This is a genomic window from Micromonospora sp. Mcm103 (assembly GCF_024519755.1).
GTDB classification, from domain to species: domain Bacteria; phylum Actinomycetota; class Actinomycetes; order Mycobacteriales; family Micromonosporaceae; genus Micromonospora; species Micromonospora aurantiaca.
In genome coordinates, this window is record NZ_JALJRJ010000022.1 from 103,243 (window position 1) to 115,497 (window position 12,255).

At 69.7% G+C, this 12,255-nt stretch carries 12 protein-coding genes; 5 read left to right on the plus strand and 7 right to left on the minus strand.

Annotated elements, in window-relative coordinates; genetic code table 11:
* Positions 1-33: 33 nt before the first annotated feature.
* Positions 34-873 carry an AraC family transcriptional regulator gene (locus tag OC439_RS24540; RefSeq protein ID WP_262015489.1) on the minus strand — a complete coding sequence of 280 codons (840 nt, stop codon included), beginning with the start codon at positions 871-873 and terminating at the stop codon, positions 34-36.
* A gap of 128 nt (positions 874-1,001) precedes the next feature.
* Between OC439_RS24540 and OC439_RS24545 the strand changes: the two genes are divergently transcribed.
* Both OC439_RS24545 and OC439_RS24550 read left to right on the plus strand, forming a co-directional pair.
* Complete coding sequence (locus tag OC439_RS24545) at positions 1,002-2,030, plus strand: hypothetical protein (protein ID WP_262015490.1); 1,029 nt, start codon at positions 1,002-1,004, stop codon at positions 2,028-2,030.
* A gap of 223 nt (positions 2,031-2,253) precedes the next feature.
* Entirely contained in the window at positions 2,254-2,616 is a 363-nt protein-coding gene (locus OC439_RS24550; protein WP_262015491.1) for a nuclear transport factor 2 family protein, read from the plus strand.
* A gap of 69 nt (positions 2,617-2,685) precedes the next feature.
* Here OC439_RS24550 and OC439_RS24555 read toward each other — a convergent pair whose 3' ends face one another.
* The 6 genes from OC439_RS24555 to OC439_RS24580 all read right to left on the minus strand — a co-directional run bounded on the left by OC439_RS24555 (position 2,686) and on the right by OC439_RS24580 (position 9,199).
* A complete protein-coding gene (locus tag OC439_RS24555) occupies positions 2,686-3,609 on the minus strand; it encodes an AEC family transporter (protein ID WP_262015492.1) in 924 nt (307 codons plus the stop codon).
* A 300-nt stretch (positions 3,610-3,909) separates the two neighbouring features.
* The gene (locus OC439_RS24560) at positions 3,910-5,385 is read right to left on the minus strand and encodes a tetratricopeptide repeat protein (RefSeq protein ID WP_262015493.1); all 1,476 of its coding nucleotides are present in this window, start codon (positions 5,383-5,385) and stop codon (positions 3,910-3,912) included.
* Positions 5,386-5,535: 150 nt separating this feature from the next.
* A complete protein-coding gene (locus OC439_RS24565) occupies positions 5,536-6,345 on the minus strand; it encodes a DUF5984 family protein (RefSeq protein WP_262015494.1) in 810 nt (269 codons plus the stop codon).
* Positions 6,346-6,365: 20 nt separating this feature from the next.
* Positions 6,366-6,869, minus strand: coding sequence for a hypothetical protein (locus OC439_RS24570; protein WP_262015495.1), 504 nt, complete (start codon positions 6,867-6,869; stop codon positions 6,366-6,368).
* Between the two features lie 786 nt (positions 6,870-7,655).
* On the minus strand, positions 7,656-8,405 hold the full coding sequence (locus tag OC439_RS24575; RefSeq protein ID WP_262015496.1) for a maleylpyruvate isomerase family mycothiol-dependent enzyme: 750 nt from the start codon (positions 8,403-8,405) through the stop codon (positions 7,656-7,658).
* A 251-nt stretch (positions 8,406-8,656) separates the two neighbouring features.
* On the minus strand, positions 8,657-9,199 hold the full coding sequence (locus OC439_RS24580) for a hypothetical protein (RefSeq protein ID WP_262015497.1): 543 nt from the start codon (positions 9,197-9,199) through the stop codon (positions 8,657-8,659).
* Positions 9,200-9,330: 131 nt separating this feature from the next.
* Here OC439_RS24580 and OC439_RS24585 point away from each other — a divergent pair, with 131 nt between their 5' ends.
* The 3 genes from OC439_RS24585 to OC439_RS24595 are packed head-to-tail and all read left to right on the plus strand — an operon-like array spanning position 9,331 to position 11,929.
* Positions 9,331-10,563 (plus strand): sensor histidine kinase, encoded by a 1,233-nt coding sequence (locus tag OC439_RS24585; RefSeq protein ID WP_262015498.1) that lies wholly within the window; start codon positions 9,331-9,333, stop codon positions 10,561-10,563.
* Positions 10,556-11,260, plus strand: a complete 705-nt coding sequence (locus OC439_RS24590; protein WP_262015499.1) for a response regulator — start codon at positions 10,556-10,558, stop codon at positions 11,258-11,260. Before OC439_RS24585 ends, OC439_RS24590 begins: the two co-directional genes overlap by 8 nt.
* Positions 11,261-11,275: 15 nt before the next feature.
* Entirely contained in the window at positions 11,276-11,929 is a 654-nt protein-coding gene (locus OC439_RS24595; protein WP_262015505.1) for a nucleotidyltransferase family protein, read from the plus strand.
* The last annotated feature ends 326 nt before the right edge of the window (positions 11,930-12,255 follow it).

Below are 12,255 nucleotides of genomic sequence, written 5' to 3' on the forward strand. Positions count from 1 at the left end.
TAGCGGGCCGTGAGCCGCGGTTCTTGTAGGAAATCAATCGGCCGGCAGCGACCAGCCGTCGATCGCGTGGCCGGGGTGTTCGCGCAGGAACCGCCGCCGCACCTCGATGTACCGGGTCGGTGTGAGCCCGGTGAACGCGCGGAACTCGTGGCCGAAGTGGGCCTGGTCGAAGTAGCCCGCGCCGCTTGCCAGCTCGCCCCAGTCGACGGGCCGGGCGGGGTCGATCGCGAACACGGCGGCGGCGAAGCGGTAGGTGCGGGCCAGCCGCTTCGGTGTGACGCCGACGAGTTCCTTGAACCGCTGCGCCAGGTGGGTGCTGCTGACACCGGCCGCCGTTCTCAGGTCGCCGATCGGCACCGCGCCGCTGGTCGCCGCGATGACGCCGCTCGCATGCCGGACGAGGCCCAGGCCGGTGGTCTCGGACAGCCGTCGCGTCAGCTCCTCCTCCAGCAGCGTCAGCATCTCGTGCGGCCCGTCCGCCGTGGCCAGCCGGTCGCGCAGCTCAGCAACGGCGGGCCGGCCCCAGACCTGCTCCAGCGTCACCGGCCGGTCGCGCAGCTCGGCCGCGGGCATCGGCAGGAACGGCGCCAGACCCCACGGCTTGACGTGTACGCCAACCGAGCGGGTCGGGCACGGATAGCCGAACTCGAAGGCGCGGGTGGGAGTGGTGATCACGCAGCCGTCGGCGTACTCGGTGGTCTCGATGTCGGTGCCGCCGCGGATGCGGAACGGCGCCCCGAGGTTGACGATGAGCAGCGCCGCGGGCATCGGCGGCAGCGTCAGCCGGGGGTACGGGGGCGTACCCGCCAGGTAGTAGAGGTCGTCGATCAGCCCGTCCAGCGGCGGTCGCGGCACTCTGGACACGTACCTCACGCCCACAGCATCGCGGACGCCGCGCCGTCACGGCCGACGCCCCGCCGGGCCGGCCATCGTCCGCGACGGGTGGGGACCGCCGTCCGGGCGCCCCCACCGTGCGGTCAGGACGGCGCTACGATCCGGCGATGGCCGATGCGGGCAGTGGAGGGCAGCGCGGTGAGGGCCCGGTGTCCGACTGGACGCGGATCGCCGTCAGCTACTGCCAGTACGACGTGTCGACAGTGCCGGGGGAAACCGGCATGCCGATCTACACGGTCGGTGACAGTCTTCTGCACCTCGGCGGGCCGTACCAGTTCACCGGTTTCTGCGGCACCCACACGGGCCGGATCGAGGCACGTGTGCGGGTCCTGCCCGGCCCGCCGGCGGAGGTCGAGGGCGGGTGGGACGCCATCAGTGAGGCGACCATCTGGAGTCCCAGTGGCCTGCTGTCGCTCGTCGGCCTGATGGGCGGGCCTCCGAACGCGCTCACCGACGTCGCCGTCCCGCGCGGGCTGATCCGTGTGCGGGTGCACGCCCGCGACCGGTTGCACGAGACGGTACGCACCGACGACGACCCGCCCGAGCGGCACGAGCTGCACATCTGGGCGGTGACCGAGGAGTCGCGCCGGCGCACCGTGCTGGCCGGCCCGGGTGGTCGCGTTTGGGAGCAGAAGCCGGCGACGGCCGCCGAGTGGGCCCTGCTGTCCCTGGTGCCGCGTCCGTCCGGCCGGGCGGCGATGCTGCCGCCGCCGTACGAGCCGGACGATGACGATGACGATGACGACGCCGACCTGGACCGGGTGACGGTGGTCCGTCACCGGCCCACGCCAGTCGAGATCCCGGCGGTGGTGCTACCGGCCGGTGACCTGGCGATCCGGCTGGACCGGGCCGACGACGAGACTCTGCGATGGACGTGGACCACGGCCGACGAGCCGGTGTTCCCTGATCCGCTCGTCACCCTGCCGGACGATGAGCCGAGTACGGTCCGGCTGACCTCCGGCCCGGACGGCTTCACGCTGCGGCACGAGGGGGTACGGGGCCGGGACGCCTTCGCCCTCGGCGTGATCTGGGACCACCTGCTCGACAGCCCGGGGTCGTACCCGTGGATCGAGACGCTGCGCCGGCAGGCCGCCGAGGCGACCGCGCCGACCGAGACGTACCGGCGACGACCGTGACCGGGGCGCACCTCGCCCTGACCTGATCGCCGTCATCCGACCAGGAACACTGCACCCGCCGCTCACCCGTGTCGGCGCAGTCACCGACCCGCTTCCATCCGTCGAGCTGCCGGGCGCGCTCGGACGATCCGGCTCCCTACCGTCCGCCTCCGGCGAGGATCGCGCGTTCTGCTGAGCGCAAAGAGGACTTCATGCGGTCGTGCCCACGGGCCATGCTGACTCGATGGATTCGCCGAGACGCCTCACTCCCCAGGCCCTGCTCACGAACCTCTACGCGGCCTTCAACCGGCGCGAAATCCCCACGCTGCTGGCCGCCATGACGCCGGACGTGTCGTGGCCCAACGGCTGGGAGGGAGGCGTCATTCACGGCCGGGACCAGGTGGGTGCCTACTGGCGCCGGCAGTGGGACCAGCTCGATCCGACCGTCACACCGACCGCGTTCCGCACCGAGGCCGACGGCCGCATCGCCGTCACCGTTCACCAAGTGGTCCATGACAAAGCGGGAGCGAAGCTCGCCGATCACACCGTCACGCACGTCTACCGCCTCGACAACGGCCTGGTGACGGAAATGGAGATCCGAGAGTGACAGGTGCTGACAGGTGTCGATCGGGGCGGTGGCACGGGCCGTCGGACATGGCAGAACTGTATGGCCGGGCTACCCGAGGAGCGCCGCCGCTGCGGCCAGGGTGGCCAGCGACAGCGTCGTGGTCACCACCACCGCCCGGTTGGCCACCGCCTCACCGACGCCGTACTCCTGGGCGAAGATGAACGTGTTCTGCGCCGTCGGCAGGCCCGCGCACACCACCACGGCGAGCAACTGCGGCGCGGACAGATTCAGGGCCAGCCCGGCCGCGTACGCGATGACCGGTTGTGCGACCAGCTTCAGCGCGCTGATCGCGGCCAGCTCGGCGGGCCCGGTCGGTTCGGCCCGCGACGGCGCCGTGGGGTGCAGCGACGCGCCGAGCGCGACCAGGGCGGCGGGCGCCGCGGCGCCCGCAAGCAGCGTCAGCGACGCGTCGGCCGCCGACGGCAGACGCAGGCCGGCCGCGGAGCACGCGACACCGAGCAGCGACGCCAGGATCACCGGATTGCGTACGGGCAGGGAGGCGACCCGGCGAACCCGCACCCGCCCGGCCGGGTCGCTGCGCCGGTCCAGGGCGACCACGATCACGGGCGCCACCACCAGCACCTGCAGCAGCACCACCACCGCCAGGAACGACACGTCGCCGAGAACCTGCGTGGCGATCGGGATGCCGAGGTTCGCCGAGTTCACGTACCCGGCGGCCATGCCCCAGATCGGCCGTTCCCCGGGCTCGCGACCGAACAGCCGGCTCGCGCCGGCCCACCCGAACCCGACGACCGCGACGGTGCTCACCCCGAAGGCGAGCAGCGAGCGGCCGGCGAACCCGGACAGCGGCATCCGGGCCAGGGCCAGGAACAGGGCGGCCGGCATCGCGAGCTGGAACACGAACCGGCCGAGCACCGACGTCGCCGCCTCGCCCAGCAGGCCCCAGCGGCAGGCCGCGTAACCCACCGCGGTGAGGATCCAGATCGGTACGAACGCTGCCACCAGGCTCATGCGTCGCGCCATGTCAGGGGCCGGCGAGCGTCCGGAGCGTACGAGCCGAGGAGCCGGGCGACGATCTCCACCTGGGCGAGGCTGTCATGGGCCTGCCGCAGGGTGAGCACGGTTCCGTGACACTCCACCGCACTCTCGCCGGTCGTCAGACACACCGACGCGTCCACGGTGCCTACCGGGTGGCCGACGGGCAGCCGAGGGCCGTCCACGCGTACATCGATCGGGAAGCCACGCGTCCAGCCTCGCATCCCGTCCGGACCTCGACCGGCACGGCCTGGTCCTGCGGCGGCTGTCGTGCGGTCAACCGGCGTAGCGGGGCTCGCTGATCCGGCGGCGGAACTCCGCGTGGGCGGTCTGGAAGACGTCGTTGAGCCGTTCGAGTTCGGACTCGGTGGGTTCTCGCCGCAGTGCCACGTCGATTTTGAAGTCGCCGTCGACGATCGCCACGTCGAGGCGGTCGAGCAGGTCCGCAGGGAGCCTGGTGATGACGAACCCACGGAACGCGTCGGCGATCGTGCCCGCCATGTCGCCGCATCCGCAGGTGCGGCCATCCAGAACCGCACCGAGGTGGCTGCGGCCGATGATCGCGTCCGGGTGTACGGGATCCATGACGGTCAGGCCCTCCTCCAGGACCGTGCGGGCCTCCGACAGCCGTGCCTCATGCTGAAGGAACAGTCCGAGGGCGATGCAGGCCCGCCCGACCATCTCATGGTCGGCGCCGCGGCGCGCCTGGTTCACTGCCTCGATCAGCCGTTGCTCCGCCAGGTCCACCTGGCCGGCCTCCTTCAGCGCCAGACCCCAGTTGCGCAGCACCTGACTCCGCAGCTCCGGACGACCGATGCGCTCCGCCCTCGCGTACGACGACGCGTACGTGCCCAGCGCCGCCTGGGCGTCGCCGACTTCGCCCTGCGCCACAGCCAAGCCGAGCGCCGCCATCAGCGCCTCCTCCTGCCGGCCCTGCCGGTCGTACGAAGCGAGCACGCGCTCGATCGCGTCGACCCGCCCCACCTGGTCACCGAGATCACGGCCGAGGTTCGCCAGTGCGGACAAGGCATTGAGCGTCGCCTGGTGGTCGATGCCGAGCCGCTCCTCCAACGCGGCGACCAGGGAGGTGAGCAGGGGCCTGGTTGCCGGGTCGTCGTGGTCCAGCATCTGAATGACGACTCGTCCGATCTCCTCGACGACCTGGTCCGGCAGCTGGTCCAGGCCCACGAAGAGCGGCTCGCCGGTGCCACCGGCGTGCACAATCGCTGCTCGCAGCGCCAACGCGGAGGCCACCCGCTCGTGCCCGTTACGCCACAGGTTGGCCACCGCCTCCTCGACGACCTGCCGGGCACCTGCGACGTCGCCACGCTGCCGCAGCAGGTCTGCCAGTGGCTCAAGACCGAACGCGTACCCGGCGTGCTCGCGGCCGTAGAAGGCGAGCCGCTCCTGCACCCCCAGGCGCAACTCCGTCTCGGCCTCGTCGAACCGTCCGGCCATGCGCAGCGCCAAGCCCAGATTGAGTCGGCAGGTCAACTGCTCCTTGCGGGACTCGTGATCCCGCGGCGTCGCGGAGACGGCACGCCGGTAGCACTCGATCGCGCGGTCGAGCTGATCGGCGTTGAGCAGCACATTGCCGAGGTCGCACTGGGCCGAGGCCCATTCCGGGCTGCCGTGACCGTGTTTGTCAGTAACGGCCTGCAGCTCGCGCGTCATGAGGTTCTCGGCATCACCCATACGGCCCTCCCGCAACAGCGCGAAGGCCACCTCGACCGCAGTGGGGGGTGTCGTCACGAGCCGCAGTCTAGGTCCACCTACTGATGTCCCGCGTACCCCCCGAAGACCTCGAGCGAGGCAGGAACGACGCCACCAACCTCCCATGATCGGATATCCGCATCTAGCCGATAAGCGGATGATGTCCCGGTCGGGTGCTCGAAGGAATGCCTAGCCCGCCGGGGCGTCGGCCCGTTGAACGTCGCCGAGCAGCAGGCGGGCACCTTGGCGGACAACGTTCCAGTCGGTCTTCGGGGAGCGATCGAGGTTCTTGGCAAACCAGTGCCGCCGGTCTTCGTGTTCCCGCCGCAGATGGACGACGTCAAGGTCCACGCCAGGTAGCCCGCCACGGCGTTCCAGCTCCTCGACCCGCTGCCCCATGGCGTCCATCAGCTCGCGGTTGAGGATGTGCACGGCCTCAAGGTAAGCGGTGGTCGGGACGCTGCGTCGGACTGCGGGGTCGGCGGTGAAACCGATCTCGCCGTCGTCCTCGTGCCGCCAATCCATGGTGATCTCGTCGCGATCGCCACGGATGGTACGCCAGAATCGGAGCTCGGGAGGATTGCGCAGGTAACCGAAATCCAGGCGATGCTCGCCGTGCCAGATCGCGGCCGTGACGACTGGATGGTCGGGCACGTCCGCGTTCCCGTCGTCGGTCTGTCCCTCATCCGGTTCGGCCACGAACTCGAGAGGGTCACACGTCCACTGCTCGGGGTGGGAGGCGATGAACGACTGCAGATCGTCGGGCACCGGCTCCAGCACCTCGGGTGTAAGGGCAATGACGTCTTCCCAGAGCCGGGCCAGGTAATACTCGACGTAGGGATGCGGATGAACCTCCCGGGCGCCGCGCAGCAGCTTCTGCCCGCCTGCTTCGAGCCAGTACCAGCCCTCGGTGAGCCCGAACCAGTGGAGCCCCGGGTGGCCCCTGCCCCACGGCGACACCTCGTCGAGTGGGTACAGCTCGAACCGGAACCTGATCATCGAAGCAGTATCCAGTAACGTCACTGCGCGTATTCGGCATGAAGTTCGGCGTACGGCCGGCGTCGGTCGGGGTGGCGGCGGGTTCTGCCCATGCCGATCTCGGCGCAACAGTGCGTGCCTGGCATGCGAGCGCGATGGGCGGGGCACTCCTCGGCCAGGGCACGGACCTGGTCGGCTTCCAACTCGAACGCTTCGCGGCTGCCGGTGAGCACCAACGTGTCGGCGGCGATGTCCCACCGCAGATGATCGCGGAACTCTTGATACCGGACTCGCCGGTGATCATCGGTCGACCGCGCCGGCCACGCCTCGCCAGGTAGGACGACGGTGTGTGGCCGACCCGTCCCCAACCGGGAACGGACCTGCTTCCACCGCGACGGCGGGAACGCGAGGCGGTGATGCAGCAACACCAGGTCGAGCGGGCGCCCCCAACCGTGATGGTCAGGAACTGTCGCGCGACGTAGGGGAAGATAGACGATCGTGTGCGGCGACCGGGCAGCCAGCCCCCACGCCAGCGCGAGCAGCATCGCTGTTTCCTTGTCGAGGCAGAACTGGGCTCCAAGACGGCCCTCGTACAGACCGGCGAACCCCGGCGGCTTTGCCGGCCGCATGACCCGGTACCGACCGCGCCCGAGGTGAACGGTACTGACCATCACCGGCCATTCGTGTCCGCCCAACCGTCGACCCACTTCAGCAACGCCCTTCGACCCTCGTCGTATCACCGTCCGGCAAGCATTGTCACCGGGCCCGGCACGACACGGCGACAGAGTTGTCTGTGTGGCGCACCAACTGCGCCCCCATCTTCGGCAGCTCACACCGGTAGAAGTACCGCGCCGCCTGCCGCTTACCCGCCAGGAACTCCCCCTCGGCCCCGTCCGGAGCTCTGCGCGTACGCGAAGCGGGTCGCCCTCAGCCACGCCGCCTGCTCCACGTCCTCGGCCGCCGTCACCGCCACCCGCGCCCGCGCCCAACGCCAGGCGGCGGTACCAGACGTGTCGCAGGCAGGCCGCGCCACCTGGGCGAGCGCAGGCCACCGACTGCGGCTGCCTCCAGCAGCAGGCCGGGCAGCATCTGGGCCATGGCCGGGAAGTTGGAGCGATGGCGGAGTGGCTCACAGCTCTCGTATTGACGTCGAGGCGGCTCCTACCTGCCCGATGGTTTGGCTGAACCCACTGCGTCTGTAATGCAGAGGTCGAACGAAAGCCGGTCGCATCCAGCTTTCCGAACCGCCTGTCTCGCCCATCCGGGCCTGTCGACGAGCGGATGGGAACCACGGTGGGCGGCAACGGGCTGACCTCGCCGGGATGACGGCGTCATTGCCAGGTGATCGTGGCCCGTGCCCGCCAGAGGTCCAGGACGGCCGCGTCCCCGCGTAGTTCGAGGCGTTCAGTCCCGTTCCGGTTCCACAGCAGGAGGTAGAGCTCGGATGCGGGTCCCACGATGGTCAGCTGGGCCGGCATCTCAGCGGCGACCAGGCGGCGCCCGGCCGGCTCGATGTAGAAGGTCCATCCGGCGTCGATGTCAGTGGGCGCCAGGGCCATGCTGAGGGGTGGATCGGCCACCAGACGCCCACCGGGCCGGCCGAAGAAGCCGCTGAGCAGTTCGTCGACGCCGTCAGCGGCGAAGGCGGGGTCCCAGGAGGGAACCGTGGAGACAGCCGACTCGGCATCGGCGCGGTGTACTGCGGTCTCGTGAGCCTGGCGACGTGCCCAGAACGCCAGCGGCGAGGGCGCGGGCAGAAACGCCCAACATTCAACGCTCTCGTCCGCCGCTGCCAGCGTGTCCACGAGTGCGCGGTGGCCCTCGCGAAACCAGTCCAGCAGCTCGTCGTCCTCGACTGCGGCGAAGAACTCCGCCTCCTCGCGAGTGGAGTAAGGCTGACGGCGTCCCGTGATCACGTGACCCGTGGCCCAGCGATGGACACCGCTGACATGGCGCAGCAGATCACGGACCTGCCAGCCGGGGCAGGTGGGCACGGGTGCGTCCAGGCCCGCCCGGTCCGCCGCCTCTGCCAGTCGGACGCCTTCCTCGTCCAGCGCGGCAATGTGCTCGGCGATGCGCATGACGGGAGCGTCCCACGCGCCACCGACCGTCCGCCAGGCGGAAAGGGGCCGGAGCACCCTGGTACTCCCCAGGCAACTCCCGCCGCCGCGTCGCGCACGGCCAGGGCGCGATCGGCATGGCGTCGCAGAACAGTTGGTGGACGGCTGTCGCGCATCAGTCGACGGAGGACAAGCCGTCGGCGTATTGCATTGCCGAATTCCGCTCTATCCGAATCGGCATTCGGTAGGTGGCCCGGGTTCACCTCGTCCGATCACGCGGCGACGCCTTCTTCCCGGGTGGCGGGGACAGTGACTCGCCGGAGCAGGACGTGGCAGATCGGGTACAGCAGGGCACCGTCGAGGTAGTGGCAGAACATCGCGCCGGGGTACGACGGGCCGCCCCAGGCGTTGCGGGTGAAGTTCGGGTCCAGCCCGGCGAAGACCTGCAGTCCGATGCGCCAGGCCATGTACACCTCCAGCAGTACGAGGAAGGCGACGGCCAGGCAGCGCAGCAAAGCCGGAACGCCGGCCCCGGACCGGAATGTGGCTCCGATCCGTGCTGCCATCGGACGTCCGAGCGGCACGAAGATCACTTTCCAGCCGAGCGGGCTACGGCGGGATGCCACCGCGAACCAGACGGTCACGACCACGAGGACGCCGAGATGCGGCAGCCACGCCTCAGTGCCCGCGATCTGTGGTTCGAGCGTGTCGGATCGGTGGAGGTACCTCGCGACTCCGCTGGCCAGTCCGGCTATCACGGAAACGGTCGCGGTGAAAACGGCGGGACGGGACAACTGCAGCCGGTGGTTTGTCATGACTGGAACATTGCGCCACACCGACCGGCCCGGGCGTCGCTCTCCGGCATGATCCGGGGCCTCCCTCGGAGGCGGCACGGTCATTCTCGCGCATGACGCCTTCGTCGATACGTTTCGCTAGCGTGATCCACATGCGACTGGGCCGGACCGATCTGCCATCGCCCGATCTGCTCGACATCGCTCTGGCCGTCGGGTCGTTCGGACTGTTCACTCTCCCGGTCCTGCTCCGCGGTTCCGGACATGGGCCGACGGCGGCGATCCTGGTCCTCGGCACCGCCGCGGCCGTGCCGCTGGCGGCGCGCCGGGCGGTCCCGATACCGGTGCTCGTGACGGTGTCGCTGGTCCTCGCCGTGGCGGCGCTGGCCGATGTCGGCTTCACTGTGTTCCACAGCAACGCGGGCCCGGCGTTGGGGATCGCGGTGCTGACCGTGGCCGATCGGCTTCCGCGCGAGGTGTCGCTGCGGGCCAGCGTGGCCGCGGTCGGGCTGGTCACCACGGCGGAATTGATCGCGATGCAGTTGCACCCGGCCACCGGGAAGAACGCGATCCAACTGGTTCTCGCCATTCCCGCCTGGTTGGTGGGGTACGCGTTCGGTACCCGTCGACAGGCGGAGCGTCGGCTGCGCGCGGAGACGGCGGAGCGGGCCCGGGAGGCGGAGCGCCGGGTCCGCGCCGAGGAACGGGTCCGGGTGTCGGCGGACGTCCACGACATCGTGTCGCACACGCTGAGCATGATCGCGGTCCGATCGGGCGTGGCACGGGTGGTGCTCGAACAGCGGCCGGAGGAGGCGCGGGCCGCGCTGTCGGCGATCGAGACGGCCAGCCGCAGCGCTTTGGACGAGTTACGAGCGGTGTTGCACTCGTTGCGGGACGCTTCGGGGAATCCGTTGGGCACGGCGGGTGCGCTGACGGCCGGCCCGGCCGTCGAACGACCGACACTCGCACACATCCGGTCGCTCGTCGACAATCTCCGCGATGACGGCTACCCGATCACGCTCACACTGTCCGAGACGGCCGGCGCACCACCACCGGTCGAGGAGTCGGCCTACCGGGTCGTGCAGGAGGCGCTGACGAACGTGGTCCGCCACGCCGGCCGGGTGACAACATCCGTCGAGGTCACCAGCGGCCCGGACGGACTCAGCATCTCGGTGCTCAACGCCGCCCCCGTCGCCGGTCCGTCCGGGGCCGGGCCCGGCAGCGGACACGGCCTGGCCGGGATGCGGGACCGTGTCGCGTTGTACGAGGGCACCGTCACGGCCGACCCATGTCCGGACGGTGGTTACGCAGTGCGCGTTCAGTTCCCACTACGATCGACGAGCCGGACGGCACACGCTGACCGCAGCGAGGGGAAGCGCCGTGGCTGAACCGGCGGTCGGCGCCGACGGCACTACCGAGCCGATCCGTGTCCTGGTCGTGGACGACGAGGCGCTGGTACGAGCCGGATTCCGGGTGCTCCTGGAAACCTCACCAGGGCTCACGGTGGTCGGCGAGGCATCCGACGGTGCCGCGGCGGTCCGGCAGAGCCGTGCACTTCGGCCGGACGTCCTGCTCATGGACATCCGCATGCCGGTCATGGACGGCCTCGAAGCCACCCGGCACATCGCCGACGACGACAGCATCGACGCCCGTGTGCTGATCGTCACGACCTTCGGTGAGGACGCGCACGTCTTCGCCGCGCTGCGTGCCGGAGCAAGCGGTTTCGTACTCAAGGACACCCCTCCGGAAGACCTGCTCAGCGCCATCCGCATCATCGCCGGTGGTGAGGCCCTGCTGACCCCACGGGTGACCACCCGACTGGTCGCGGAGTTCGTGCGAAGCACGTCCGGCCACACCTTGGCAACCGCACCGGGAGCGCTCGACGAACTGACCGAGCGCGAACGGGAAGTGCTGGTTCAGGTTGCGGCCGGCCGGTCGAACGCGGAGATCGCCGAACACTTCACCGTCAGCCTCAACACGGTGAAGACCCACGTGAGCAGACTGCTGCTCAAATTGTCGGCCCGTGATCGAGCCCAGCTCGTCGTGTGCGCCTACGAGGTCGGTCTAGTGGTGCCGGGAAGGTGAGAGGATGCCGTCGTGATGTGGCAGACCGACACCGTCACTTTGAACGGAAATCAGTTCCCGGGTGATCCGCAACGGCGTGTGGCCAACGCACTGTCATCCCGACCGGGCGAATTGGCCGAGCTGATCGTGTCGTGTCGGTGGCTACTCAACGTGCTGACGACCGTGCGGGAAGCTGGTCTACCGGACGCGTGGGTAGGGGCGGGTGTTCTGCGGGATCTCGTCTGGGGCCAACGGTATGGAGCCGGCTTCAACCCCCGGGACGTTCGGGACGTCGACGTTGCATTCTTCGACGCCAGCGACCTCACCCCGGGCAGCGACGTCGCGGCAACCGAGCTCCTACGACGCCATGATCCGGCGGTCCCGTGGGAGGCGACCAACCAAGCCGCGGTGCACATCTGGTACGAGGGCGTGTTCGGCACGGGTCCAGTCGATGCACTCGGATCCGTAGCCGATGCCGTGGCCACCTGGCCCGAAACCGCTACCTGTGTCGCCGTGCGTCTCGACTCTGCCGAGACACTGCACGTCTGTGCCCCGCGTGGGCTGGAGGACCTGCTCGATGGGGTATGGCGGCGCAATCCACGAAGGATCACGGTCGAGCTTTCACGAGCGCGTCTCTCGCGCCATGACCCCAGCAGACGCTGGCCGCAAGTCACTGTCGTTCCGCCGTAGCCGTACAGCCATCCGTACAGCCAAGTCGACCCACCAACTCCGATCTTCCTCTAGCCCCAAGGCCGCAGGTTCGAAATCCTGCCGGGCGCACCTCCACCACCGCAGTTCAGCGGCCTATCAGCTCTGAGGCAAGACGATCACCGCAGCCCTCGTGAGGCCAGGTCAGCCGAAGACGAAACGTCCGGTAATGCCGAAGATCGGATACGGGACGCCTGCCGCCGCCGGTCGAATCAGACCTGGCAGCATGACGTCCGTGGATCACTACGGGCTCTTGCGGCGAGCCGCGACCGACGCGGGCTTCACCGAGACGGAGACGGCGACGTTCG

Bases quoted from the DNA above. Each gene is read 5' to 3' on its own strand.
- OC439_RS24545 (WP_262015490.1), top strand. From the start codon at position 1,002: ATGGCCGATGCGGGCAGTGGAGGGCAGCGCGGTGAGGGCCCGGTGTCC.
- OC439_RS24550 (WP_262015491.1), top strand. From the start codon at position 2,254: ATGGATTCGCCGAGACGCCTCACTCCCCAGGCCCTGCTCACGAACCTC.
- OC439_RS24555 (WP_262015492.1), bottom strand. From the start codon at position 3,609: ATGAGCCTGGTGGCAGCGTTCGTACCGATCTGGATCCTCACCGCGGTG.
- OC439_RS24565 (WP_262015494.1), bottom strand. From the start codon at position 6,345: ATGATCAGGTTCCGGTTCGAGCTGTACCCACTCGACGAGGTGTCGCCG.
- OC439_RS24570 (WP_262015495.1), bottom strand. From the start codon at position 6,869: ATGCTGCTCGCGCTGGCGTGGGGGCTGGCTGCCCGGTCGCCGCACACG.
- OC439_RS24575 (WP_262015496.1), bottom strand. From the start codon at position 8,405: ATGCGCATCGCCGAGCACATTGCCGCGCTGGACGAGGAAGGCGTCCGA.
- OC439_RS24580 (WP_262015497.1), bottom strand. From the start codon at position 9,199: ATGACAAACCACCGGCTGCAGTTGTCCCGTCCCGCCGTTTTCACCGCG.
- OC439_RS24585 (WP_262015498.1), top strand. From the start codon at position 9,331: ATGCGACTGGGCCGGACCGATCTGCCATCGCCCGATCTGCTCGACATC.
- OC439_RS24595 (WP_262015505.1), top strand. From the start codon at position 11,276: ATGTGGCAGACCGACACCGTCACTTTGAACGGAAATCAGTTCCCGGGT.